28 protein-coding genes are annotated in these 25,292 nt (G+C 26.1%); 3 read left to right on the top strand and 25 right to left on the bottom strand.

What is annotated here, in order from left to right:
* Positions 1–5: 5 nt before the first annotated feature.
* The 25 genes from BHAMNSH16_RS04300 to BHAMNSH16_RS04405 all read right to left on the bottom strand — a co-directional run bounded on the left by BHAMNSH16_RS04300 (position 6) and on the right by BHAMNSH16_RS04405 (position 19,788).
* Positions 6–815 carry an ABC transporter permease gene (locus tag BHAMNSH16_RS04300; RefSeq protein WP_008729885.1) on the bottom strand — a complete coding sequence of 270 codons (810 nt, stop codon included), beginning with the start codon at positions 813–815 and terminating at the stop codon, positions 6–8.
* Between the two features lie 12 nt (positions 816–827).
* A complete protein-coding gene (locus BHAMNSH16_RS04305) occupies positions 828–1,646 on the bottom strand; it encodes an ABC transporter permease (protein WP_008729883.1) in 819 nt (272 codons plus the stop codon).
* Positions 1,643–2,701 (bottom strand): ABC transporter ATP-binding protein, encoded by a 1,059-nt coding sequence (locus BHAMNSH16_RS04310; RefSeq protein ID WP_008729881.1) that lies wholly within the window; start codon positions 2,699–2,701, stop codon positions 1,643–1,645. The genes BHAMNSH16_RS04305 and BHAMNSH16_RS04310 overlap by 4 nt, the downstream gene beginning before the upstream one ends.
* 343 nt (positions 2,702–3,044) lie before the next feature.
* Complete coding sequence (locus BHAMNSH16_RS04315) at positions 3,045–3,425, bottom strand: hypothetical protein (protein WP_008729879.1); 381 nt, start codon at positions 3,423–3,425, stop codon at positions 3,045–3,047.
* 123 nt (positions 3,426–3,548) lie between these two features.
* A complete protein-coding gene (locus BHAMNSH16_RS04320; RefSeq protein WP_241033654.1) occupies positions 3,549–4,508 on the bottom strand; it encodes a hypothetical protein in 960 nt (319 codons plus the stop codon).
* A 106-nt stretch (positions 4,509–4,614) separates the two neighbouring features.
* Positions 4,615–5,298, bottom strand: coding sequence for a LolA-like protein (locus BHAMNSH16_RS04325; protein WP_008729912.1), 684 nt, complete (start codon positions 5,296–5,298; stop codon positions 4,615–4,617).
* Positions 5,291–6,508 carry an ABC transporter permease gene (locus BHAMNSH16_RS04330; RefSeq protein WP_069731588.1) on the bottom strand — a complete coding sequence of 406 codons (1,218 nt, stop codon included), beginning with the start codon at positions 6,506–6,508 and terminating at the stop codon, positions 5,291–5,293. Before BHAMNSH16_RS04330 ends, BHAMNSH16_RS04325 begins: the two co-directional genes overlap by 8 nt.
* 103 nt (positions 6,509–6,611) lie before the next feature.
* Entirely contained in the window at positions 6,612–7,283 is a 672-nt protein-coding gene (locus tag BHAMNSH16_RS04335; RefSeq protein ID WP_069731587.1) for an ABC transporter ATP-binding protein, read from the bottom strand.
* Between the two features lie 2 nt (positions 7,284–7,285).
* Positions 7,286–8,062 (bottom strand): hypothetical protein, encoded by a 777-nt coding sequence (locus BHAMNSH16_RS04340; protein ID WP_008729910.1) that lies wholly within the window; start codon positions 8,060–8,062, stop codon positions 7,286–7,288.
* Between the two features lie 99 nt (positions 8,063–8,161).
* Positions 8,162–8,884 carry a hypothetical protein gene (locus tag BHAMNSH16_RS04345; RefSeq protein WP_069731586.1) on the bottom strand — a complete coding sequence of 241 codons (723 nt, stop codon included), beginning with the start codon at positions 8,882–8,884 and terminating at the stop codon, positions 8,162–8,164.
* 26 nt (positions 8,885–8,910) lie between these two features.
* Positions 8,911–9,585 (bottom strand): NADH:ubiquinone oxidoreductase, encoded by a 675-nt coding sequence (locus BHAMNSH16_RS04350; protein WP_069731585.1) that lies wholly within the window; start codon positions 9,583–9,585, stop codon positions 8,911–8,913.
* A 20-nt stretch (positions 9,586–9,605) separates the two neighbouring features.
* Positions 9,606–10,616 carry a hypothetical protein gene (locus BHAMNSH16_RS04355; RefSeq protein WP_241033655.1) on the bottom strand — a complete coding sequence of 337 codons (1,011 nt, stop codon included), beginning with the start codon at positions 10,614–10,616 and terminating at the stop codon, positions 9,606–9,608.
* Positions 10,617–10,706: 90 nt separating this feature from the next.
* On the bottom strand, positions 10,707–11,363 hold the full coding sequence (locus tag BHAMNSH16_RS04360; protein WP_069731584.1) for a permease prefix domain 1-containing protein: 657 nt from the start codon (positions 11,361–11,363) through the stop codon (positions 10,707–10,709).
* A gap of 2 nt (positions 11,364–11,365) precedes the next feature.
* Entirely contained in the window at positions 11,366–12,016 is a 651-nt protein-coding gene (locus tag BHAMNSH16_RS04365) for a permease prefix domain 1-containing protein (RefSeq protein WP_069731583.1), read from the bottom strand.
* 33 nt (positions 12,017–12,049) lie between these two features.
* Positions 12,050–12,379 carry a PadR family transcriptional regulator gene (locus BHAMNSH16_RS04370; protein WP_008730177.1) on the bottom strand — a complete coding sequence of 110 codons (330 nt, stop codon included), beginning with the start codon at positions 12,377–12,379 and terminating at the stop codon, positions 12,050–12,052.
* 85 nt (positions 12,380–12,464) lie between these two features.
* Complete coding sequence (locus BHAMNSH16_RS04375) at positions 12,465–13,181, bottom strand: ABC transporter permease (RefSeq protein WP_069731582.1); 717 nt, start codon at positions 13,179–13,181, stop codon at positions 12,465–12,467.
* Positions 13,182–13,235: 54 nt separating this feature from the next.
* A complete protein-coding gene (locus tag BHAMNSH16_RS04380; RefSeq protein ID WP_039954712.1) occupies positions 13,236–13,928 on the bottom strand; it encodes an ABC transporter ATP-binding protein in 693 nt (230 codons plus the stop codon).
* A 94-nt stretch (positions 13,929–14,022) separates the two neighbouring features.
* Positions 14,023–14,094 (bottom strand): hypothetical protein, encoded by a 72-nt coding sequence (locus BHAMNSH16_RS14820; protein WP_478209784.1) that lies wholly within the window; start codon positions 14,092–14,094, stop codon positions 14,023–14,025.
* 378 nt (positions 14,095–14,472) lie between these two features.
* Entirely contained in the window at positions 14,473–14,625 is a 153-nt protein-coding gene (locus tag BHAMNSH16_RS14385; protein WP_206193863.1) for a hypothetical protein, read from the bottom strand.
* A gap of 69 nt (positions 14,626–14,694) precedes the next feature.
* Positions 14,695–14,823, bottom strand: a complete 129-nt coding sequence (locus BHAMNSH16_RS14825; protein ID WP_141709545.1) for a streptolysin S family TOMM toxin — start codon at positions 14,821–14,823, stop codon at positions 14,695–14,697.
* Between the two features lie 66 nt (positions 14,824–14,889).
* The gene (locus tag BHAMNSH16_RS04385) at positions 14,890–15,636 is read right to left on the bottom strand and encodes a SagF family protein (RefSeq protein ID WP_069731581.1); all 747 of its coding nucleotides are present in this window, start codon (positions 15,634–15,636) and stop codon (positions 14,890–14,892) included.
* The gene (locus BHAMNSH16_RS04390) at positions 15,633–16,313 is read right to left on the bottom strand and encodes a CPBP family intramembrane glutamic endopeptidase (protein WP_241033656.1); all 681 of its coding nucleotides are present in this window, start codon (positions 16,311–16,313) and stop codon (positions 15,633–15,635) included. Before BHAMNSH16_RS04390 ends, BHAMNSH16_RS04385 begins: the two co-directional genes overlap by 4 nt.
* Positions 16,270–17,616 carry a YcaO-like family protein gene (locus BHAMNSH16_RS04395; RefSeq protein ID WP_008728748.1) on the bottom strand — a complete coding sequence of 449 codons (1,347 nt, stop codon included), beginning with the start codon at positions 17,614–17,616 and terminating at the stop codon, positions 16,270–16,272. The genes BHAMNSH16_RS04390 and BHAMNSH16_RS04395 overlap by 44 nt, the downstream gene beginning before the upstream one ends.
* An 18-nt stretch (positions 17,617–17,634) precedes the next feature.
* Complete coding sequence (locus BHAMNSH16_RS04400) at positions 17,635–18,726, bottom strand: streptolysin associated protein SagC (protein WP_069731579.1); 1,092 nt, start codon at positions 18,724–18,726, stop codon at positions 17,635–17,637.
* A 54-nt stretch (positions 18,727–18,780) separates the two neighbouring features.
* Positions 18,781–19,788: a SagB/ThcOx family dehydrogenase gene (locus BHAMNSH16_RS04405; protein WP_069731578.1), complete on the bottom strand. Its 1,008-nt coding sequence runs from the start codon at positions 19,786–19,788 to the stop codon at positions 18,781–18,783.
* A gap of 999 nt (positions 19,789–20,787) precedes the next feature.
* On the opposite strand from BHAMNSH16_RS04405, the gene BHAMNSH16_RS04410 reads away from it, so the two are divergent.
* From BHAMNSH16_RS04410 to BHAMNSH16_RS04420, 3 genes are all read left to right on the top strand, one after another.
* Complete coding sequence (locus tag BHAMNSH16_RS04410; RefSeq protein ID WP_008730142.1) at positions 20,788–21,345, top strand: TetR/AcrR family transcriptional regulator; 558 nt, start codon at positions 20,788–20,790, stop codon at positions 21,343–21,345.
* A gap of 30 nt (positions 21,346–21,375) precedes the next feature.
* The gene (locus tag BHAMNSH16_RS04415; RefSeq protein ID WP_069731956.1) at positions 21,376–23,124 is read left to right on the top strand and encodes an ABC transporter ATP-binding protein/permease; all 1,749 of its coding nucleotides are present in this window, start codon (positions 21,376–21,378) and stop codon (positions 23,122–23,124) included.
* 364 nt (positions 23,125–23,488) lie between these two features.
* The gene (locus BHAMNSH16_RS04420) at positions 23,489–25,147 is read left to right on the top strand and encodes an amino acid ABC transporter ATP-binding/permease protein (protein ID WP_008730140.1); all 1,659 of its coding nucleotides are present in this window, start codon (positions 23,489–23,491) and stop codon (positions 25,145–25,147) included.
* The last annotated feature ends 145 nt before the right edge of the window (positions 25,148–25,292 follow it).

Consider the following 25,292-nt stretch of genomic DNA (forward strand, 5'->3'; position numbering starts at 1 on the left):
CTTTTTTAATTTTTATTTATTTTTCTTTTTAACTGCATTAAATATTTTTCTTTTTTAATCTCTTTTAAATTCATAACAACAAGACTTACAAGCACAACTATAAATATAACCGTAGATATAGCATTAATCTCAGGGCTTACTCTCTTTCTTGTCATAGAATATATAGTAATAGGCAAAGTCTGAGAAGTAATACCAGTAGTAAAATAGCTTACAACAAAATCATCTAATGAATAAGTCAATGCCATTAAAAAACCGGCAAGTATACCCGGAAGTATATCCGGTATAACAACTTTCCAAAAAGCCATTGAAGGAGTACAGCCTAAATCTAAAGCCGCCTCATATAAACTATTATCCTGCTGTCTTAACTTAGGAAGTACATTTAATATAACATAAGGTACATTGAAAGTTATATGTGCCAATATTAAAGTGGTAAATCCGAATTTAAGCTTCATTATAACAAATAAAAGCATTAAAGAGATGCCCGTTACTATTTCAGGATTTATTATAGATACATAAGTAATACCCATAACAGCACTTTTCATTTTTTTATTAAAACTATTTATACCTATTGCCGCCATTGTACCAAGTATAGTAGCAAATACTGAAGATACTGCCGCAACTATTATGGTATTAACAAATGAACTTAATATTAAATCATTAGAAAATAATTCTTTATACCAATTCAAAGTAAAACCAGTAAAAACGCCTCTTCCTCTTGCTTTATTAAAAGAGAAAAAAATTAGTATTGCTATTGGAGCATATAAAAATAAAAATATAAAAGCAATATAGCTTCTTGATAGTATTTTCTTTATCATAACGGCATATCCTTATAAAAACATACCATTAATATCTTCATCTTCTTCATCTATCTGCTGCATAAGCATAATAGCACATAAAGATATTACAATTAACACCAAACTTATAGCCGAACCTAAATTAGGATTATAGGACATACCTAAAAACTGCATCTCTATTAAATCGCCTATAAGTATATTAGAACCGCCGCCAAGCATACGAGAAATTACAAATGTACTTACCGCCGCAACGAATACCATTGTAACGCCTGCCGCCATTCCAGGTAAACTTAATGGAAATATTACTTTGCTGAATACATCAAAGGAATTAGCTCCCAAATCCTGAGAAGCCTCTATCAAACTATGATGTATTTTAGTCATAACAGAATAAAGCGGAAGTATCATAAAAGGAAGATAATTATAAACCATTCCTATTAATACAGCAGCCTGAGTATTTATGAGTTTTACAGGTGAAAGCCCCACAAAAATAAGAGCTTTATTTATAAGTCCGTTATTTTCTAATATAGTCATCCAAGCATAAGTTCTAAGAAGAAAATTCATCCACATAGGAAGCATTACAAGCATTACTAAAGCATGCTGAACTGTTTTTTCCTGTCTTGATATATAATATGATAAAGGATAAGCAAGTATCAAACATATTATCGTAGCAACAGAAGCAAGCACTACAGAACGAACTATAACAGGAGTAAATGATGTAACATTAGCAAAGTTATTTAAAGTGAAATCTCCTCTCTGATTTGTAAAAGCAAAATATATAACTAAAAAAAGAGGTACTAATACAAAAACTAATGTCCAGATTAAATAAGGTATTGCCGGTATTTTTGTTTTCATAATATCACCTCTTCTACAGTTTTTTTCATGATATGTATATTCTCTTTAGCAACATCTATCCCTATTTCAGTACCTGCTTCCCATTTCTCTGTAGAGTGTATTATCCATTTATAGCCATGAGCATCAAGTATCATCTCAAAATGAACGCCTTTAAATATAGCAGATTCCACCAAACCTGATATATTAGCATTGTCAGGAGGTACAACTATTATATCTTCAGGTCTTATAACAACATCAACTTTTTCTAATTTTTCAAAACCTTTGTCCACGCATTCAAACATATAACCTGCAAACTCTACAGAATAATCATCATGCATAATTCCGTCTATAATATTACTTTCACCAATGAAGTCTGCTATAAATGCATTCTTAGGTTCATTATATATATCTTCAGGAGTTCCTATCTGAAGTATTTCTCCGTCTTTCATTACTGCTACAGTGTCGCTCATAGTTAATGCTTCTTCCTGATCATGAGTAACATATACAAAAGTAATTTCTAAAGACTGCTGAATTTTCTTTAATTCTATCTGCATTTCTTTTCTGAGTTTCAAATCCAAAGCCCCCAAAGGCTCATCAAGAAGCAGCACTCTAGGTTTATTAATAAGTGCCCTTGCAATTGCAACTCTCTGCTGCTGACCGCCTGAAAGTCTTGCAATATTTCTGTTTCCATAATTTTCTAAGTTCACCATTTTAAGCATTTGATGAACTCTCTCTTTAATATCTGATTTAGGAACTTTTTTAAGATTAAGTCCGAAAGCAATATTTTCAAAAACATTTAAATGCGGAAACAATGCATATCGCTGAAACACTGTATTAACTTCTCTTTTGTAAGCAGGAGTATCATTAATAACTTTTCCGTCAAAAAGAACTTCTCCTGAATCAGGTTTTATGAAGCCTGCTATAGTTCTAAGTATAGTTGTTTTGCCGCAGCCTGAAGGTCCTAAGAGAGTTAAAAATTCTTTATCTTTTATATCAAGATTAAGATTTTCTAATATAGAGTTTTCATCGTAGGAAACATTGATATTTTTTAAAGACACGATAATATTATCGCTCATAATAAAGCCCCCTATGCGTATATTTGCAATAGCCTCCGTAAAATTACGTATATACATCTTAACGTATAAAACGCAGTTTACTCGTCGCTTACCCGCATAGGGTTTTTTTCGTTCTAGCTAATTATAGATTAATAATAAGCCTTTCTTAGTCAACAGATACACCTGCAAAGAATATCCATTACTTGAGCTATCGCATAATTATTTTTTAATGGATTTTAATATAATATAAATAAAAATAATGTCAATAGTATAAAAAACATTTTTAGTAATTTTTTAAATCTTTACATAATATCAAAATAAAAAAAGAGGCTTTTTACAGCCCCATTTATTTTATTAAACTTTATTATTGTTTTGTTAGATATCCAGAACCAGAATTTGGATTAACGGTCAAATTAACTCCTCCGCTATCAAATACAAATGTAAAACTATTTTCATTATTACTTAAACTATGATATTTAGTATCTGAATCTTTAACTATAACTTCTTGAGGTAATGTAGGAAGTGGTAAACCCATCATAGTAATAGTTGCACCAGTAGAGTCAACTTTTAATGTAACTTGAATTGCTGCTGATGAACCATTTGGATCATAAATATTACCAGAATAAGTACCATACCATTTAGAATCTATACCTGTACCTGTTGATCCTGTCGTATCTTTGTTGCTGCAGCTTATTACTAGAAAACTTGAAACTAATAAAGTAAATAAAAATAATTTTTTAATCATATTTTGCCCCTTTTTAATATAACGATAAGAGTATATGTTTTTCTTTAATTAGTCAATAAACTCAATACAAAAAAATAAAGTTTTCACCATTAAAATATTATTACTTAGAATAATTAAAATTAATCAATAATTATACTCCAAACCTATTTCAAATACATGCTCCAAAACTTCATCATAATTAAATGGAGTATAATAATTAAAAGTAAAAATAAAATTATTATAGTTGATAATAAATTTGGTATTTAAATCCATTTTATAATTTGGAGAATGAGAGAAATAAGTTATTATATTAAATAAATTATTAAGAAAAGATGAATAAACGCCTATAGAATAAAATGAATGACTATCCTCATAAAAATATTCTACATAAGGACTTAATATAAAATCATAATTAGGAATAAAAGTATAATTTATTCCTAAAAGGCTTTTTATATCATTAAGACTTTTTCCTATATTATCACTGCTTAAAATATTATAAGTAACATTTCCGTAAAGTTTAAACCCTATATCAAATATATATGAAGCCTCAAAACCAAGCATTAAATTATTTTTAAGTGTTAAGTCATAAGTATATTTTGTAATAGCCATTAAACCAAAATGTGAAGAAGAATATTTTAAATAATACCAAGCTCTGTAATACTTTGGTTCTTCCAGCAAATCTATTGACTTTGTGTCTGTGATAAATCCTATAGAATGTGTTATATTATTCTGATAAAAATTAAGCTCGCTGTTATATAAAGCATCAAAATCATTATATAGTACGCTCTCTCCTACAAACATATACTGCCTATTAAAACCTTCTCCGAAATGGAATTTTCTTTTACCTATATAAAAACCCAAAATATCATTTATATATGTAAATTGAATCTCATCAAAAGTAAAAGAAGCATAAGCCTTATTATCTGTCTGCTTTATAAAATTACCATTATCATAAATAAAATCTATGTTATCTTTGGTGTATATTCTTAATGCCGGCTTAAATGAAAAATAAAAATTATTATTAAGATATTCAAATCCCAAATAAAAATAACTATCATTGCTTAAAACAGAATTTGGTATAAATGCCGTCTCTTTCATATCCATATAACTAAAATTATTTTTTATTCCGAACTTAGGAGTTATATCAGCGAATGCTATAGATGATACAATAAAAAAATAAGATATATTTTTATATTTTTCATTTCTTTAATTAATCTCTAAATAAATTAAAAAGTATTTTCATGTTTTCACTTCTAAAATATGAGCTTGAATAATTTGAAGGCACTGTAGTTTCTATATGGCATATTGTACTTAAATTCGTATTAATAATCAAATTATAAAATTCCATATCATTAAAAGCATTATTACTAATTTTATATATTCCTTTTTTTAATGCCTTGCCGCTATTGTCAAAAAAATCTATACTGTAGCCATTAGAAGTTTTTTTTAATATTGCCTTAGCATAAGGAACGCTTCTATTTTTCTTTACTAAATTCACTTCTTCATCACTTACAATGCTTTCAAGTTTATAATCATCAGTAAAGTTTATAGACATCAAATCATTCATATTGGCAGCACCCGTTACAACATAGCTCCCTGAAATTTTTAAAGGAGAAACCTGCTTCTCTCCCTGAACAAAAAATCCCTGATTATTAGCTAAAAATAAAGTTTTATTATCTTTCAAATACATCAACTTATAGTCTTTTCCCACTATCATATCAAAATTATTAATAGTTTTTTTTCCGTCTTTTATATCAGTAAAAGTTCCAGACATCTTATAACTTTTGCCGTCTCTATTATAAATATTGACAAAATCATCAAATATATTCTGACTATACAAATTAAAAGATAAAATACTTATTATAAATAAAACTTTTAAAATTTTTCTAAACATATTTTATAACCTCTATTATAGGCATTTTTATAACCTTTATTATTGGATAAATACCCGCTAAAATTGATACAGATAATACCCATACAAATATTAAAACAGTATCTTTGAATGTTAGTAATAAACTTAAAGGATAACCGTCAGTAGCCCCCGGAAATTTCATTATAAAGTTTGAAGCATTAAGTATTCCAGAAGCACTGTAAGAAATAATTATCGAAATAACTGAACTTAATACTGCCATTATTATAATTTCCAAAAATAAAAGCAAAGTTACATTTTTTATATTTATTCCTAAGGCACGCATAGTACCAAACTCATTTAAACGCTCCAAAAAATTTGTAGTAAGCATCTGCATAACTGAAACAAATACTAATATGCTTAATACTCCCAAAGCTATTAAATAATTATTAGTATTCATGTCAATAACAGAAAGTAAAAATGCATTCAAATCCTTCCAATCTTTAGCCTCATAATTTAAATTGTTTTCATTAAAATAGTTGTTAAGGTTATTTTTTATTTCTTCTGCCTTTTTATAATCTTTCAAATATATGAGTAAATTATGGGCATCACCGTATTCAAGACCAAATACTTCATATACGGCATTAAGAGGACAGTAAATAGTAATAGCATCTGAAGCACTATTATTTAATGATATCAAACCAACCGCCATTAAAGAACCTAAACTTATGCCCTCTCCAAAATCAGTCATCAAACTTAAATAAGGCTCTTCATCATAATTGAGATTAAAAAACTCTCCCAAATCTTTACCAAGCACCATAGTATTAATATCATCATCAAATATAGGAGTACCGGATTTTAACGATACTGATGACATAATCTTTGAAGGCTTCTCATAAGCATAACCTGAAAAGAATTTACTTTTACTTTCATTGCCTATAAGTCCGCTTATATCTAGTTTTTTCTGATAATCATTAACCTCATTTATAGTTTCAAGTTTTTTATAAATAATTTCAAAATCATTATCATTAAGCATATTAATTTTTTCGCTTTTTTTATCCCAATATGATTTATCAGCTACTACAATAGAGCCTCCGCTTGTATTTATACTTGTAATAATGCCTTCTTTAGTAAAATTATTATATCCGCTTATCATCATAAGAGATACAAAAGACACTATAATAAGTATCATATTTAAAATTGTTCTGGTTTTATTATACCAAAGATTATCAAAAGCTAATTTTATTATATTCATTTTTCTATTCCATTATAATTATTAATAAAATTTTATTACTGTTCTTTTTCACTCGCACGCAGAGTGCTGGTGCAAAGCAGCCGCAAAAACTAAAAAATTATTACTATCTCTTGAGTGTTACCTCTCCATCTCTCATAATATATTTTGTATCAGCATAATTCTCTATCAATTCATCATGCGAAATAAAAAAGCCTATGCCGTTTCTTCTCTTTATAGTGTCTCTTATATATTCATAAATAAATTTGCTCGTGTCAGTGTCCAAATTCGCACTTATCTCATCGCCGAATATATAAGGAGCCTCACTTACCAATGCTCTAGCTATGGCTACTCTCTGTTTCTGTCCTCCTGAAAGCTGTTCTGGTTTTTTCTTTTTTAAATTATCTATTTTTAAGTTTTCTAATATTTCATTAACTTTTTTATTTATATTAGAATAACTTTCATTTAAAAATTTAAGAGGAAGTGCCACATTATCAAATACACTCTGAGTTTTTAATAGTTCAAGCGACTGTAAAATAAGCCCAATGTTTAAAAGTCTGAAACTGCTTCTTTCTCTATCACTCAATCTTGAAACCTCTTTATCATTCCAATAAACTGCTCCCTCTGTAGGCACATCTATACTTGATAGTATATGAAGAAGCGTACTTTTACCAGCTCCAGAAACTCCAGCCACCCAAACAATTTCTCCGTCTTTTATCTCCAAACTAATATTTTTATTTGCTGCTATATTATAATCTTTAGTATTATATATTTTTGATATATTTTTGCATCTTATCATAATTAAAAGTCACCCCCCTCCGCACTTAAAAATCCGTCATTACCTTTATCATAAGAGCTTTTTAATAAATACCCATAAAAACCCTTAGGATACATTTTCAAAGCATTATCCAATTCTTCAAATGCCTTATCCGTTTCATTTACTTTCATATATGCCATAGACCTGTAAATATAAGCTCTGTAAATCATATAATCTGGTAAACTGCTTGTATCATTTAATGATGTCATTACAGAATAGTATGCCGCATTATTATAAAAACTCAAAGTAGCTATCTGCCACATTCCGTATACCTGCTTTGCTCTTATATTATTTTTATTCTTTAATAGAGCCAAACGAGAATAAGTATACATATCAACAATCACACTGTAAGGATATTTTTTATTGAAAAAAGCAAGAGAAGTAAAAGAGTTAGCAAAATTGGCATAAGCTCCGTAAATATCAGAAGAGCCTTTTTTAAAAACTTTATCCTTTTTAAGATCTTTATATATATCCCCTAATATTTTATAATCCTCTTCAAAAGTTCCGCTTGCTATAGATACATTAGCCCATAGAGTGTAGCATTCTATACTTAAATACATCTTCTCTTCTTCGCTTAAATTACTGTTTTTTATTCTGTTTAAAATATCTTTAGCCTCGCTGGTTCTTACAAGTCTCCCCCCTGAATGATATTCATTATTTTTATTATCTATCTCTTTTAATATATTATTAGCTTCGCTTGAAATTTCAGCGTATAATCCTAAGAAAGAACTAATAAAAATCAAAAAAATCATTCTAAACATTTTAATATCCTTATTTATTACAGCAATTTTATATATACTAACAATTTTTAAGTTTATAATCTATTATAATAATCTTATATATAACTATACAACTATATATTAATTAAACATTCCTTTTCCTTTAGCATTCATATCAATAACATTTTTTATAAAAGCCCCCTCTGGAAATATATCTTTTGCCATTTTCATGTACTTATCATAATTGGCTTTATCATTATTTTTAAAATAAGCCTGAGAAGTCCATAAATAAACTATATGTTTTTCCCATTTCTCTTTAGCATTGCTTTCAGCCTTTTTAAATATTGGAAGTGCTTTATCTATTCCGCCTCCCACAAACTCTGGACTGTATGCTGTGAGTATTGCCTTACCCAAAAGTGAAGGAAAATGATTTGCATTGATTTTTAAAGCATTATCATATATCTCCCCAGCTTTTGCTGAAAGTTTTATAACATCATTAAATGAAGAATAATTAATAGCACCGCTCATCACATCAGCAACAGAAGACATATAATCAGCATCTTTTTCAGATAAAAGAGGAGTATTTTTATTAATATTATCATTTAATAATTTATAAGCCTCTCTTTTACTTTTAGGATTCATGTATATGTCCATAAGCAAAATAAGATTCTCATAAGTTTGTTTTTCTATTTTTCCATAATTACCATTTTTTATCTTTTCTATAATAGCATTTAAATCCCCTTCTTTATTTGTATTAATCATATAATACAAGTTATAAAGTTCATTAAAATCCTTACTATATGAAAAAGCTGAAATAGTCAAAACAAAAGATAAAAATAAAACTGTTAAAATTTTTTTTATCATATTAAATCCTCCTTAAAAACAAGATACTATAAAAACTGCTCATTGTCAACATAATTATTCAAATTATTAGTATTAGCAAAAAACGCTTTGTCTTTTATCTTCATATAAATAAAATAAGAAACAATCACAGCTATAAAAGTACATACAACAGAAATAACATAAGAAATAATCTGCTGAATTATTATATCATTATTAATAGTTATATTATTTTTAATAAAGCTAAAAAAGAATGATGAAAAAGTTAATCCGTTTATAACAAATCTTATAAATGCAATTATCAAAGCAGTTATTAAAGCCATACTAATATTAAAATCAATACCTTTATTTTTAATATAATTTTTGATAAAATAAATAGTCAAGCAAGTTAATATAATACCAGATATATTAATAATAATACCAAAAACACTTTGAAATATCATATAAATCAAAGTTACAGATGTAGAATCCAAAGTGGTAAACACTTTTATAATTTCAAACAATCTAAAAAATATATAATATAAAATACCAATAACTATTGAATAAATAGGAGAATACAAAAAAGCAGGAAGTATAAAAAATACACTAAATATAGTAGTACAAAATATAGCAATTATACTCAATACTTCTGAATTAAAAGGTATTAAATAAAATGATAAACTCAATGCTGTATAAAAGATTAAGCATAAAAAAGAAAATATAATTTTATTTTTAACATTTACCATAAATAATAAACTCCAAAATATTAAAACACTATAGTGCTTATTATCAAATTCATAACCAAACTTTTATTATTATCAACACCGAAAGTTAATTGCAAAGGTGTTGAGCCGTAAAGGTTATATCCTATTCCTCCGCCCACAGCATACAATAAATTTCCTTTATCAATGCTAGTTTCAAAATATTTTCCGTATCCCACATTTCCAAAAGCAACTAAGTATATATCATTAAAACCAGACGGAAGAAATCTCATAAAAAATTTATATTCAAAATGAACAAATGTAAGAAAATCCATATTTTTAAGATGAGTTTCTAAATTGGTTAAAGGCATCATCATAAGAGAGTATAAATATTTAAACCCTATAGAATATTTTTTATTACTTTTATCAAAATAAGCACTGTATCCTATATAAGGCATAATACCAAGCTCGCCCCAATAATGAAAAAATGAATAAGGCATACTAGCTGAAACATTATACGAATATTGATTTTCATTAGGTATAATGCTTGCCCCCACTCCAGCATTGAATTTTAATTTATTAATACCGTCATCAACAAATGTGGAACTTAAACCAACACTTTGATTAATCTTAAAAATAGAACTTAATCTGTAAACTTCCCTCTCAGAAGAAAGTATTTTTCCTATATTCATTCCATAATAAATCATTACATTATCAAAAGAATATCCTAATTTTAATTGTCCGTAATATTCCAAATCTTTATAGTTAAATGTAGAAAAAGGAGGCGTTATTCCTTGTTTGTAATTTAAATCTATAAAAAATCTTCTGTATCTATACTCCATTCCAATATTAGCAAATATTCCAAATGATGATTCAGAGCCGTAATCAAAACTTATTCCTACACGAGGTACATATACAAAATGTGAATTCTTTTTATATGCATATCCCAAATCAACAGAAAAAGGAAATCCAAAATAATTATAACTATAATGAAAACCTGATTTTACAAAATCATTCTGTGCAAAAAGGAAACTTGATAATATGCTGAACAAAATTAATATTCTAAATATTTTCATAAAATATAAATCACCTACTATTTATCTTATATTACTATTATAACATAAGTATTATGTCTGTCAATATACTTTGTATAAAATATTACAAATTTATTTTTTATATTCAAATATCTTACTCCTAAATAAATAATAATCTGCAATTATAGAAATAGTCCAATTTAATATTCCAATAAAAGCCCAAACAAACCATAAATAATTATTATACTTAATAGTAACCATATTCATAATAAGCATTATTACAGAATATACCAGAACAGCAATAATAGAGTTCTTTAAATTAATCTTATATATATCATAACTATACTTTCTTATTTTAGGTTTGATATTATCAGAAAAATTCCAAAAAGAATAAATAACTATATAAATAAATAACATCAAATAAAAATAAGGCATAGTAAGTTTATATCCGATTTTAGTAGTTTCATTAAAAAAACTTAAATTATCTATAATCAAACCCAAAATAAAAGCCAAAAAAGCTGTAGAAAAAGATGATATCAAAGCAGTTAATATTTTTATATAAACATTATAAACAATTTTAGCATCTTTACTTATATCTTCAAAAACTTCATCAATATTTCCGAGACTCTCTATAGCTTTACTGCTTGCTTCTTCATATTTCATTCCATTTTTTACATAATTCTGAACTTTAGAATTAAGCATATCTTTTATTTCATCTAATTGCTCAAGAACTTCTTTTGTATTAGGATATTTCTTTTTAATATTTTTATAAAACTCATTAATATTCATTACTATTTCCTATTAATATTTTTATCAGAATTTTTAAAAAACTTATAAAAGAAAAATACAGTCAAAGGCCAAGATAAAAAATATATAATAACAAATACAAACCAAATATTATGCGGACTAAAGAACATATTAAATATAAATACGGCTAAAGATATAATAAAAAAACCGATTATAGAATATTTTAAATTGATTTTATAATCATTATAAGTATATTCAATTACCTCATATATACTACGCATATTAATAAATGGTATAACTGTAATTAAAAAAATAGCAATTGTTCCAGAAATAATAAAAAATATACTAGCAATCAATGAATTATTTATATAAGAAAAAAATGATATATTATTATTTTTCAAAGATATAAAGCATAATAATAAACTTAAAAAAGCCGCAATAAAAATATCAATAATGCCGGCAAATAAATATAATCTGTATTTATTAATAATTTTTGCATCCTTGGATAATTCTTCAAGAAGTGAATCTACATCCCCGAAAGATTTAAGAGCCTTTTTAAAAGCTTCTTCTTTAGAATCATTTATATATTCTTCACTTTTCATATATAAATAATTTCTAAGCTCTTCAATCTGATCTCTAATTTTTTGAGTATTAGGGTATTTATTTTTCAGCTCATTACAAAAATCATCTATCATAATATTTTCTCTTTTATACAAGATATACAATATCTATTCAATATCAAGAAGTTTATCTATTATCTTCTTCGTGAATAGCCATATATATCTCTCTTCTTTCAAAAACTTTTTACCTTCTTCTGTAATTTTATAATATTTTCTTCTTCCGCCATGACTTTCATCGCCCCAATAACTTTCTATTAACTTCTTACCTTCGAGCCTTCTTATAGCACTGTATAAAGTCTGACCATTAATCTCATATTCTCCATTAGTTTTATCAGTGATTAATTTAGAAAGCTCATAACCGTAAGAATCATTATACTCCAAAAAATGCAGAACCACAGCATCTATATGACCTCTTATAATATCACTTTCTATATACATTAATACTAATCCTAAACTAATTATAATATATTTTTTAAGGTAAGATAAATAAAGAATTTTGTCAATAACTAAAAAAAATAATTTATTATTTATCAGCATATCTAAAAGTATTGACTGCAAGAATTAAAGCAATTATTAAACATACTAGAAGTACCGCTATACCAATAAAATAAGCATGAAAATCAAAATAAAAAGCACCTCTAAAAGCATTCAAAAAATACTGAAAAATATTTAATTTGCTTAAAATTTGCACTATATTAGGAGCATTATATAATGAATAATAACCGTCGCTTAAAAACATAGAAGCCATTAAAATAATATTATATAATATGCTTGCTGTCTCATTATTTTTTACAAGACTAGAAACAAAGAAGCTTATAAATATATAAAGCAAAGATGCCAATATAATTACAGGCAAAAATAAAAGTATAGAAGCAAAATAAAATTCTAATTTAAAAAATAAAGCACATACAAAAAATACAAATAAACAGCTTATAATAGATATTATTACCCAAGCACAAGATAAACTTATAATATATTTGTATAAAGGAAGAGGCGTTACTTTAAGCAGATTATAAACTCCTCGCTTTCTCTGACTAAGTACATTAAAACTAGTAGTCATAAAAGAATAAGCAAGAACACTCACACAGCTCATAGCAGTAAGTATATGCACAGTATAGCTTTCCATTTTGAAAAAAAGTCCTAATGATATAACTATCACCAAAGGAAAAAATATAGACCAAAATATAAGGAAAGGATCTCTTATAGCTTTTTTCATTGTGAGTTTAAATATAGTTTTCATAATTATTCTTTATTTATTATTATTTCACATAAATTTAAAAATTTCAAAAACATATTAATATTTAGTAATATGCAGGTAAAGCTTCTCCAAACTGTCAAAGTTATATTTATTTAAAAGTTCTTCTTTACTGCCGCTTTCTAATATCTCGCCTTTATATAAAAATACTATTTTGCCAGCAAGGTCTTCAACTTCCTCTAAATCATGAGAAGTAAAAAGTATAGTCTTATTATTTTTAGCAAACTCTAATAACATATTTTTAACATTATACCTTTCTCTAGGATCCAAACTTGCAGTAGGCTCATCAAATATAAGTAAGTCCGGATTTTGCATAGTAGCTATCATTATAGCAAGTTTCTTCTGTTCGCCTCCTGAAAGTTTTATAGCAAGAGTTTTCGGATTCAATCCATATTTTTTTGTAATGCTTTCTATTTCTTCATCGGTCATCTTTATATCATAAAGTGCTGAAAACATTAATATATTATCTTTTACACTATATCCATCAAAAAATGGAGTAGACTGAAGCTGAACTCCTATATGTTTTTTATAATTATCTATATTTATTTTTAATTCGCCTTTATCAGCTTTTAATATTCCTAATAATATATTAATTAATGTCGTTTTTCCTGAACCATTAGGACCTACAAGTACTATTATTTCACCTTTATTTATATCAAAATTAACATTCTTTAAAATAAGATTTTTATTAAATTTCTTTTCTATATTTCTAGCACTAATCAATGTTTCCATTATAACCAACTTAATTATTATCATAAATAACCCACTGTATTAATAATACTAATACAGTAGGCGTATTAATTTACTATAAACTATTATAAATAAATTACTTGTTGACTGTTACGCTAACACAGCAAGAACAACAACAAGAACAGCAACATGCTCCAGGAGTCAACACAACAGATTGACTTTTTAGAGAACATATTGTTCGTAGTTTAGAAGAATATCTAATTATATAACAACTCCTTTAAAGAATATCCATTACTCAAGCTATTCTTTAAATCATTTATTATTGAATAATAAGTATAACACAAATATAAATAAATGTCAATAGTATATAAAATATTTTTATAACTTTTTTATATAAATATTTTTCAATGCAAACAAAAAAGAGGCTTTTTGCAGCCAACTTTTTATCAAAATTTTATCATTATTTTTGATAAATAACTTCTTTCCATAAAGCACTAACAGTTAAACCAGTATCAGTAAATGTAAAAACCTCTTCAATTCCTACAACAGTTGTTTTAAATGAATTATCAGATAATTTACAATATTGTTATTTTGTAACTGTAAGCTCTGGGGTACAATAATCTCCATTAAGATAAGGAGTAGTTCCTCCGTTCTTTAAAATAATATTTTTATTAAATTTCTTTTCTATATTTCTAGCACTAATCAATGTTCCCATTATAACCAGCTTAATTATTATCATAAATAACCCGCTGTATTAATAAAACTAATACAGCGGGCGTATTAATTTATTATAAACTATTATAATAAATTAATTGTTGACTGTTACGCTAACGCAGCAAGAACAACAACAAGAACAGCAACATGCTCCAGGAGTCAACACAACAGATTGACTTTTTAGAGAACATGTTGTTCGTAGTTTAGAAGAATATCTAATCATATAACAACTCCTTTTGATGTTTTTTATATTAAATTTTCTATATAAAATATATAAAAAAATTAATACCTAATTTTTATAAAATTTGTCCATATTCTCAAACTGCCCAAAATAATAAAGCGTAAAAGATATATTGGCAAATATAGAAGGAATTAAACTTCCGCTATACTCAAATGAGATAGTATTAATAGCTGTAACAACAAAACAAGTTATTGTAAATATCAATGCCTGCTTTATACTATTTACTCTCAAAATTTCTTCTAATGAAAATAAAATACTTACTATAAAAATAGTAAAAAATATACTGTAATCGCTAAACTTCATTTTCACAGCTAAGTATATTACTCCATTAAAGAATAAACATTTAATTATACTGGCAAACATTATCAAAGTCCATTTAGGATTGCTTCTTGAAGAATAAAGCATATCTACTGAAGGAACTAATAATATATTATTAAAGATAGTATTTATTTTTATATCACTATTTAATATACTTATTACACTCATAATAAATTCAAAAGAAGATATAACAGCAAAAATATTTATAAAAATATAAATTATATATTTTCTTTCTATACATAAATATAATAAAATATTTTGTTTTTGTACTAAACTTATTATAACAGCAAAAAAAATCATTAATAGCCAATATATATAAGTGCTTACATAAACATACATTTCATCATATTCAAGCCTGCTATGATTCATTAATTTAAAGCAAATATTATTAATTATATTAGTATATTCTAAGAACTTGATTATAATGCCTAATATAAAAGATACGGCTATATAAGGTAAAAGAGTTAAAAATATCAATTTAATACCTCTCTTTTATTTCTTCTAAATGATAGTATATATAAAATAAAGTTCTGTAAGAAATGAGTAATTACGGGTGCTATTATACTAAAAGAAGAAAATACAAACAATAAAGAATAAATAATTCCTACAATAAACTTCTGAAATACAGCATTAGCTCCGAAATATATATGATTAATGGAATATATAAATGCTGAAAGTATAATAATAATATGAATATTAATATTAAATAGATTATAAGTGATATTAAAAAAAACCTGCCTGAAAATCATCTCTTCACATAAAACACCTATGAATAATATTATTATATCAAATAATATATTCTTTTTTTCTATTATTTCATGAACTTCTATACTTTTTATCCAGAATTTATATTTAAAAAAATGAATCAGCATTGCCTCAAATATTTCTAATCCAATACATACAAAGGACATAATAAAAGCTAAAACAACAAAATAAATATCAATATGATAATTAATTATTCCTATATATCCTGTAAAAAATATCATTATCACAAATAAAAGATGACTTAAACTATTTGGAAGTGTAGTATTAATCTTTCCTAAATTTAATTTGAAAAATATTCCTACCAAAGAAGTAGGAAAAGAAATGGCAAGCAGTACAAGAAAAGCACTAAGGTAATGGGTGTGGAAATTCATTATTTGAAATTCCTCCATTATTAATAATTCTAGGGTGCTTACTGTAAGGGAAAGCAGGCATTGACATTTGAACAAGCTCCGGAATATATACACGAATAACATGCAAATCTTTATCCGATATTTCGGCAGATGTAATATCCAAATAAACTGCATATTTAGATACATTATAAAGACCTTTTAATAAATACTCCAAATCAGACTCAGTATTTACTTCGAGGTTTTTATATTTTTTTAATTCAATTTTTTCCTGAACTTTACTGTTAATAAATTTTAAATTCTTATCTTTATTGCCAGCATCAGCCCAATAATTAACATTACTGTCAAGATTAAGATAATTTTTTTCAGATACAGTTTCCAAATAATCGGCCGGCATTGATAAAGGTCCATTAATATTTAATGTAAGTATAGCTAAAGCCTCCATAAAGGCTCTGTATATAACTTTTCTAGGGTTAAGCCCCGAAGAAGCCCCTACGACAATATAAGGAGATTTTTCACTCTTATTTTCAAGCATAACAGTAAAAACATATCCTAACTTTTTGTCAACTGTATAATCAAAAACTCTAACATTATAATCAATATCTTTTAATATACTATTTATAATTTCATTAAGAATATCATCATCAATAATAACTTCTTTGACTTTACCCTCTGTATACCATTTTATCATGCATGCATCGCATTCTATAATTTCATTGACAGCAGATTTCAAGGCAAGCGGAATACTTTTATGACTTGCACTTCCCTTTGAAAATCCTCCTATAAATATCTTTTCCTTCTTATCCCTTCTAATAATATGAGATAAAAAGAAATTCTGTGCAGGTACATAATACTCTTTTTCTTTGTCAAATAAAGAAGGAAGAAGTACCCAAGACAATACATCATCTTCTGTTATATTTTCTAAAATACCTATACTATTTAATTTATTACAGTCTTCATCGCTATATATCTTAACATATTCAAAAGGTATTATATTATCAGGATACTTTTCTTTTAATTGATTATAGGAGGCATATTTTAATTTTTCTTCAAAGTATAAATTTGATATAAATAATGCATATCTTTCAATGCCTTCACCCAATAATCTAATAATGGCCTCATCTCTATAAATACCATAACCTGAAAGATGATAATTAATTTCAGCATTATCGCCTAATAATATTTTATGATAATCCGGAAGCCTAGCAGTACATGTATTGATATTCTCAGCAATAACAGAATTAGCCTGCATTATAACAAGAGAATCCATAATACCTGTCTGATGACCGCAAATAGAATTGTATTTATTTAATATATTTTTATGGCTTGGGTAATATTTAATCATATATTGTCCATCATTTAATCATTTTATTATCACTTTGCTTGAAAAATTTTCTATTATCTGCTTTGAAGAAGTATACATCTCATTATATTTAGCCTTACTTATATGACCGCAGGCAGGACAGAAAGGTACTCTAAGTAAATCCTGAATTTGAATCTCTATTGAAGGTATATAAACATTAATAACGCGTCCTGCTAGTTTGCATTTACCTATAGATGCAAATAAAAATGCTTCATATAATGCAAGAGAAGTAAATGTCTGTAAAATAGGTATTATATAAGTTCTTTTACCATTATATTTAAAATTCATACTCTGCTCAACAAATTTATTATAAACTGATAAACTTTCATTTCTAGCCACTACCCTATTTTCAAAACATTCATAACATCCGGTTTCTTTACCTTTTATTGTAGTAATATTTAAAAACGGTCCGTCTAATATTGATATAACTATTGGTATAGATTTATCCAGAAGAAGTCTGTTTATATTTCTAAGTAAATTTAATCTAGGCTTCTCAACACTTACAATAATACAGGAAATATCATCAAATAATTTTATTAATTCTTTATGTTTTTCTATATTTTCAATGGCATCTGTAGTATCTGTAAGATTTGCTTTCTCTATTTTTTTTATATCATCAATATCCATCATGATAACATTCATATACAAATCTTCTGATGCTAATTTTGCATACTCTTTTAATCTGTCATTATCAGTAATGAACATTATTTTATTCTTCTGAACCTTACTTTCATCTGGTATATCATAAAAATATTCTCCTATAAACTCATAAACAGTATTAAGCATATTATTTTTTTTATCATCATACTCTAAAAATCTATTGCCTATAAGAGAAGATATAATATCATTCAAAAAGTCACTATCTTTATCATTAAGAGAAAATTTCTTTACTATATCATCAAAAGAAATTAATTTATCATCAAAAAGTTCTTTAGAAATGAACATAACAGCTTCTTTTATATTATCATTTAAATCATTAAGATCTAAAGAAGCCTCCTCAAAATTCCATACTCCTTTTCTAAATCTAATCTCATTATCAGAATTAAAGAAGATACTTACATTATCATAAAGTTTAATATTTTTTTTAGCCATTTTTATTAACCTATTATTTTTTATATATGTTTATATGACATATATTTAATTATTTTATTTTGAAAGTAAAGTCAAATGCACAACATGATTTGTATTACCATCAATATTAAGTAAATCTTCGGATAAAGTTTTATTAAATCCTCCAATATCACATGCAGAAATACCGCTTGCAGCAGCAGTAAGCTGTATATTTTGAGCAATCTCTCCTGTTTCTATCAAAGCAAATTGAAGTCCCATATCTCCGTACTTCCTCGAATTCTCATACAAACTATAAACATAATAAACAGATAATGCTACTTTTCTTAAATCTATACCGCCTCCGAAAACATTATTATTATAATAATTTTCTAAATCTTCATCGCTAAATAATTTTATTTTTTCAAGCGAATGAGTAAAAGGCATGTATTTATATATACCTTTATCAAGATTGTTTATATTAAGTGCGGCTATATAAAGATATATAGGATAAAGTCCTCCGCCTGAAGGAGCTGTTCTCAGCTTTGATATATATTTATCTCCAAAAGTTATTGTATCATATTCATTTTTATTTAAATTAAAATCAAAATCTCCTGAAATTCCATCTCCATAATAAAGTAAAGTAGATAAATCAACTAATGTTAATGGCTTGCCTTTAAAATCTCTTCTGCTTCTTCTTGACCTTATTACAGATCCTATAGGGGCATTAATATTTTTATACGTAGGAAGTTTCAATGCATTTCCCTTTTTATGCACTTCTTCTTCTAATAACACCCTGTTACTTAAAGCCGCATCTATAGGAAATGATGAATAACTTACAACATTTAGCATAGAAGATAAATCTATTAATGATTTTTTAGAGTTTAAAAGATATTCCTCACTAATATTTCTATTTACTTCTGAATGCATCGTAGCCCTGTATGATGATTCAGAAGTTTTTATCCCTATAGTATCTGCATACATAGAAACAGGCATATTGGAAGAAAAATTTACAACGCTAAAAAGCAACGGTATTTCCTTTGCTTCTAATTCTTCTTTTGATACCTCTATTTTTTTTAATTTATTTTTTAACTTTTTATCTTTCATATAAATAACTATCTCTAAATATATTTTTATAAACAGCAAATAATTATTTTAGTAAAAAATATTTATAATTTATATATTTTTATAAACAGCAAATAATTATTTTAGTAAAAAATATTTATAATTTATATATTTTTATAAACAGCAAATAATTATTTTAGTAAAAAATATTTATAATTTATATATTTATAAACAGCAAATAATTATTTTAGTAAAAAATATTTATAATTTATATATTTTTATAAACAGCAAATAATTATTTTAGTAAAAAATATTTATAATTTATATATTTTTATAAACAGCAAATAATTATTTTAGTAAAAAATATTTATAATTTATATATTTTTATAAACAGCAAATAATTATTTTAGTAAAAAATATTTATAATTTATATATTTATAAACAGCAAATAATTATTTTAGTAAAAAATATTAGATTATAATTTAATATTTTTTACTAAAATAATTAAAATTCTATTCATTAAGTAATAAAGGCTATATTTTAGTAATAAAACGACAAATAATATATTTTATAGTTCTATATAATCATAATAACAAATATCAAATACTCTATAAAATTACTTAAAAAACTATAAAATATATTTTATATAATTCTTATTATACAAAAATATAGTTATTAAGTTAAAAAGCAAATAGATATATGCAAATATTAAAAACATATAATAAACTTTTTCATAACTTTTATAATAGAAGTAAAAAAATACAATGTGTATACTATAAAATATTACAAATTATTTTATTGACAAAATTTAAATCTAGTTTATAATGAACAAAGTTCAATATAAGAGTATTAAGCAGAGTGTATATTGAACTTTTATTTTACCTATATACTGAACATTGTTCAATATATAGCAGTACTTATGACAATTTAACTAAGCAAAACTTGCACATAGCTGATAAAATTAAAAACAAAAGTTTTTTGAAAATTAATATTCAGCTAAGATAATATATTAACAAAATACTATATAAAAAGGACTATTAGATGAATAATATTATAACTTCAAAAGAAGATATATTAAAAGCAAGCAGAGAATTAATAAAAAGAAAAGGACTTAATGCTATTAATATGCGTTCAGTTGCTGATGAGGCTAATATTGCTGTAGGCTCTATTTATAATTATTTTAAGTCAAAAGAAGAGCTGACTATTGCGGTTATTGTAAGCGTATGGGCTGATATATTTCATTCTTCGGATATTTCTTTGGAATCTGAGAGTTTTATTGACAGTATAGATTCTATTTTTAAAATTTTAGAAAAAGGAGAGAAAAAGTATCCTAACTTTTTTGCTTTGCATTCTAATATAATGTTTGGAAAAAATAAGGATAAGGGTGTAAATGTTATGATGAATATGATAAAGCATATTAAAGATAATATGTACAAAACTATTATAAAAGATAAAAATATAAGAGAAGATGCTTTTAATGATAATCTTAATGCTGATAAATTTATAGATATAATATTTGCATTTATAATGGATTCTATGATGAAAGGAAACTATGATAGTTCTTCTATAAAAGAGATTATTAAAAGAACTATTTATTGATATATAAAAAATAAAATAAAGGAAAAGTTTATGATTAATAAAAGGCTTATAGCTTTAATGGGAGATGCCAAAAAATATATAGCTTGGCATGTTATAATACAGCTTGTTAATCTGGCACTTAATATAACGGCCGTATTTTTTATGGCTGATATTATACAAAAGGCTTCTAATGGAAATATAACAAAAGAAGATATTATAAAATTATGCATAGCTATTTTTGTAATAATAGTATTAAGATTCAGATTTACTGTTTTAATGTCAAAAATGTCATATCAGGCTTCTGGAAGAGTTAAGCAGACTTTAAGAGAGAAAATATATTCAAAACTACTTACGCTTGGAAGCAGATATAAAGAAAAATTTTCTACAAGCGAAATAGTACAAATATCTATGGAGGGAGTTGATCAATTAGAAACTTATTTTGGCAGATACTTGCCTCAATTTTTTTACAGTATGATAGCTCCTATAGTACTTTTTGCTATGCTTTCTACTATAAGTATAAAATCGGCTGTTATACTTTTAATATGTGTTCCTCTTATACCTATATCAATTATTGCCATAGTGAAAATTGCTAAAAGAATATTAAAAAAATATTGGGGAAGCTACAGTGATTTGGGAGAGATATTTTTAGAAGATGTGCAGGGGCTTACCACTTTAAAAATATATAAAGCTGATGAAAAGAAAAATGAAGAGATGAATATAGAAGCTGAAAAATTTAGAATTGCTACTATGAATCTTTTATTTATGCAGCTTAATTCTACAACTATAATGGATATAATAGCGTACGGCGGGGCTGCTTTGGGAGTGATAATTTCGGTACTTGAATATATGAAAGGAAATATTAATCTTGCAGGCACATTTACTATAATAATGCTTTCTGCCGAGTTTTTTATTCCATTAAGACTTTTAGGTTCATTCTTTCACATTGCTATGAATGGAATATCTGCAAGCGATAAAATGTTTGAAATACTTGATATGAAAGACGATGATAAAAGAGTAAATAAAATTAATAAAAATAATGAAGAGATTACTTTTAAAGATGTTAGTTTTGCATACAATGAAGATAAAACTATATTAAAAAATATTAATATGACTATAAAAGAAAAATCATTTGTTTCTATAGTAGGGGGTTCAGGCTCTGGAAAAAGCACTATTGCTGGGATTATATCATTAAGAAATGAAAATTATAAAGGCTCTATTAAAATTGGAGATATAGAAATTTCTACTATAGATAAAAACGATTTGTACAAAAGAATAGTTGTAGTTGATCATAATAGTTATTTATTTGAAGGTACTGTATATGATAATTTAAAAATGGCTGGAGATAATATAACAGAAAATCATATGAATGAGGTATTAAAAAAAGTTGAGCTTTATGATTTTTTACAGTCTGAAGACGGACTTAATACTAAGATAATGGAGAAGGCTTCCAATTTATCAGGAGGGCAGAAACAGAGATTGGCATTAGCAAGGGCTATACTTCTTAAAGGAGACATATATATATTTGATGAAGCTACTTCTAATGTTGATGTTGAAAGCGAAGAGAGCATTATGAAAGTGATAAGAGATATTGCCAAAGAAAAAACTGTTATATTAATATCTCATAGGCTTTATAACTCTATGCTTTCAGATAAAATATACTTCTTAAAAGACGGTGTTATAAAAGAAGAAGGCACACATAATGAGTTAATGAATATAAACGGAGAGTATGCTAAAGTTTTTAATGAGCAGACTAATTTAGAGAGTATAACAAAAGGAGAGAGTTTAAGAATAGCTATATAAAATAAATATATACTAAAAATTTTTAAATTTGTAATTTTTTTATTGTTCTTTTTCCAACAGCACACCTGCCTACGGCACGCAGAGCTAGGCGGACTTCGTCAAAGTTGCTACCAAAGGCACGCTTCGCGAAAGTGCAAATTTAAAAATAATGATAAATAGTACTAATTATGTTTTACATGTAGACTAAATTATTAAATTTAGCCTAAAATATAGCCTTTCACTGCCGACACCACAGGTGGACTTCGTCGGCACGCAGAGCGGGCACGACTGTGTGCTTCGCAGCAAAGCCACCACAAACAATAAATTTAAAAAACTAATTTTGATAAATTATCGTTCTTAGGATATAAATAAAGGAGTTTATAAAATGAGAAGAAGCGGTATAAAAATTATGGCGGAATTAATCGGTTTAATAACTCCGCTTATACATGTTATGATACTTGCAATAACTACAGGAGTTTTAGGTTTTCTATGTGCAATATCAATAACTATATTCGGTGGATATGCCATATTAACATATTTAGGATTAAATAATTTGTTTACGATAAAAACTATATTTATAATAGTTTTGGTTCTTGCTGTTTTAAGAGGAGTACTTCACTATATAGAACAGCTTAGCAATCACTTTATAGCTTTTAAACTACTTGCTTTAATAAGAGATAAAGTTTTTAAGGCTTTAAGAAAATTATCCCCTGCCAAACTTGAAGGAAGAGATAAAGGAAATTTAATAGCATTAATCACAAGTGATATTGAACTTCTTGAAGTGTTTTATGCACATACCATTTCTCCTATAGCAATAGGAGTATTAACTTCAATTATTATGACGATTTTTATAGGAAGTTTTAATATTGTATTAGGAGTTATAGCATTGCTTGGATATATTACCATAGGTTTTATAATACCTTATTTTTCATCAAAGTTTGGTAAAAATGATGGAATGGTTTATAGAGATGATTTCGGTAAATTAAACAGTTATTTTCTTGACAGTTTATGGGGTATAAAAGAGATACTTCAATTTGGATACGGAGAGAAAAGAGCTAAAAATATAGAAACAAAAACTGATAATTTAATGCATATTAATGAAAAGCTAAAAAATTATGAAGGCTTTATATCTGCCCTTACAACTTCTGCTGTAACATTATTTACATTTGCTGTACTTATTGTGAGTATAGTATTATCAAAAGATATAAAAAATAATTTTGCTAATATTATAATACCTACTATATCAATGGCTAGCTCATTCGGACCTGTTATAGCATTAAGTAATTTATCGAACAATTTGTTTATGACTTTGGCAAGCGGTGAGAGAGTATTAAACTTGCTTAAAGAAAAGCCTATTATTGAAGAAGTTTATAATGGAGAGAAAGATTTAGAGTTTAAAGGCTTGGAATGTAAGGATATATATTTTGACTATGAAGGCGAAGAGATATTAAATGACTATAATTTGCAAATAGAGCCTAATAAAATAATAGGAATAAGTGGCAAAAGCGGAAGTGGAAAATCAACTCTTTTAAAACTATTTATGCGTTTTTGGGATATAAAAAAAGGAAGCCTGCAAATATCATCTAAAGATATAAAAGATATAAATACAAATTCTCTTCGAGATATGGAAAGCTATGTAACACAAGAGACTTCCATTTTTAAAGACACCATAGAAAATAATATAAAAATAGCAAATCAAAATGCATCAAGAGAAGATGTTATAGAAGCATGCAAAAAAGCCTCACTTCATGATTTTATTATGACTTTACCTAAAGGATATGACACTAATGTAGGAGAGCTTGGAGATACTTTATCAGGAGGAGAAAAGCAGCGTATAGGAATAGCTAGAAGTTTTTTGCATAATGCACCTTTTATACTTCTTGATGAACCTACAAGTAATTTAGATAGTTTAAATGAGGCTGTTATATTAAAATCAATAAAAGAAAATAGTGATAAAAAAACTGTTGTTTTAGTTTCACATAGACTCTCAACTTTAAATATAGCAGATAAAGTTTATAAGATGAAAACAGATAGAGTAAGTTAAAATTAAATAAAATTAGGATATAATTAAAATCAGTATATAATTATAATAGTCATTATAAAATGGCTTAGAAATGCTATAAAAACCAAAATAAAAATTAATGGATTTTGATTATATCCTAATTTAAATACACTTTAAATTTCTAAAT

The organism is Brachyspira hampsonii, from assembly GCF_002214805.1.
Taxonomy (GTDB): domain Bacteria; phylum Spirochaetota; class Brachyspiria; order Brachyspirales; family Brachyspiraceae; genus Brachyspira; species Brachyspira hampsonii.

Bases quoted from the DNA above. Each gene is read 5' to 3' on its own strand.
- BHAMNSH16_RS04300 (WP_008729885.1), bottom strand. From the start codon at position 815: ATGATAAAGAAAATACTATCAAGAAGCTATATTGCTTTTATATTTTTA.
- BHAMNSH16_RS04305 (WP_008729883.1), bottom strand. From the start codon at position 1,646: ATGAAAACAAAAATACCGGCAATACCTTATTTAATCTGGACATTAGTT.
- BHAMNSH16_RS04310 (WP_008729881.1), bottom strand. From the start codon at position 2,701: ATGAGCGATAATATTATCGTGTCTTTAAAAAATATCAATGTTTCCTAC.
- BHAMNSH16_RS04315 (WP_008729879.1), bottom strand. From the start codon at position 3,425: ATGATTAAAAAATTATTTTTATTTACTTTATTAGTTTCAAGTTTTCTA.
- BHAMNSH16_RS04320 (WP_241033654.1), bottom strand. From the start codon at position 4,508: ATGGATATGAAAGAGACGGCATTTATACCAAATTCTGTTTTAAGCAAT.
- BHAMNSH16_RS04325 (WP_008729912.1), bottom strand. From the start codon at position 5,298: ATGTTTAGAAAAATTTTAAAAGTTTTATTTATAATAAGTATTTTATCT.
- BHAMNSH16_RS04330 (WP_069731588.1), bottom strand. From the start codon at position 6,508: ATGAATATAATAAAATTAGCTTTTGATAATCTTTGGTATAATAAAACC.
- BHAMNSH16_RS04335 (WP_069731587.1), bottom strand. From the start codon at position 7,283: ATGATAAGATGCAAAAATATATCAAAAATATATAATACTAAAGATTAT.
- BHAMNSH16_RS04340 (WP_008729910.1), bottom strand. From the start codon at position 8,062: ATGTTTAGAATGATTTTTTTGATTTTTATTAGTTCTTTCTTAGGATTA.
- BHAMNSH16_RS04345 (WP_069731586.1), bottom strand. From the start codon at position 8,884: ATGATAAAAAAAATTTTAACAGTTTTATTTTTATCTTTTGTTTTGACT.
- BHAMNSH16_RS04350 (WP_069731585.1), bottom strand. From the start codon at position 9,585: ATGGTAAATGTTAAAAATAAAATTATATTTTCTTTTTTATGCTTAATC.
- BHAMNSH16_RS04355 (WP_241033655.1), bottom strand. From the start codon at position 10,616: ATGAAAATATTTAGAATATTAATTTTGTTCAGCATATTATCAAGTTTC.
- BHAMNSH16_RS04360 (WP_069731584.1), bottom strand. From the start codon at position 11,363: ATGAATATTAATGAGTTTTATAAAAATATTAAAAAGAAATATCCTAAT.
- BHAMNSH16_RS04365 (WP_069731583.1), bottom strand. From the start codon at position 12,016: ATGATAGATGATTTTTGTAATGAGCTGAAAAATAAATACCCTAATACT.
- BHAMNSH16_RS04370 (WP_008730177.1), bottom strand. From the start codon at position 12,379: ATGTATATAGAAAGTGATATTATAAGAGGTCATATAGATGCTGTGGTT.
- BHAMNSH16_RS04375 (WP_069731582.1), bottom strand. From the start codon at position 13,181: ATGAAAACTATATTTAAACTCACAATGAAAAAAGCTATAAGAGATCCT.
- BHAMNSH16_RS04380 (WP_039954712.1), bottom strand. From the start codon at position 13,928: ATGGAAACATTGATTAGTGCTAGAAATATAGAAAAGAAATTTAATAAA.
- BHAMNSH16_RS14385 (WP_206193863.1), bottom strand. From the start codon at position 14,625: ATGATAATAATTAAGCTGGTTATAATGGGAACATTGATTAGTGCTAGA.
- BHAMNSH16_RS14825 (WP_141709545.1), bottom strand. From the start codon at position 14,823: ATGATTAGATATTCTTCTAAACTACGAACAACATGTTCTCTAAAAAGT.
- BHAMNSH16_RS04390 (WP_241033656.1), bottom strand. From the start codon at position 16,313: ATGGAGGAATTTCAAATAATGAATTTCCACACCCATTACCTTAGTGCT.
- BHAMNSH16_RS04395 (WP_008728748.1), bottom strand. From the start codon at position 17,616: ATGATTAAATATTACCCAAGCCATAAAAATATATTAAATAAATACAAT.
- BHAMNSH16_RS04400 (WP_069731579.1), bottom strand. From the start codon at position 18,726: ATGGCTAAAAAAAATATTAAACTTTATGATAATGTAAGTATCTTCTTT.
- BHAMNSH16_RS04405 (WP_069731578.1), bottom strand. From the start codon at position 19,788: ATGAAAGATAAAAAGTTAAAAAATAAATTAAAAAAAATAGAGGTATCA.
- BHAMNSH16_RS04410 (WP_008730142.1), top strand. From the start codon at position 20,788: ATGAATAATATTATAACTTCAAAAGAAGATATATTAAAAGCAAGCAGA.
- BHAMNSH16_RS04415 (WP_069731956.1), top strand. From the start codon at position 21,376: ATGATTAATAAAAGGCTTATAGCTTTAATGGGAGATGCCAAAAAATAT.
- BHAMNSH16_RS04420 (WP_008730140.1), top strand. From the start codon at position 23,489: ATGAGAAGAAGCGGTATAAAAATTATGGCGGAATTAATCGGTTTAATA.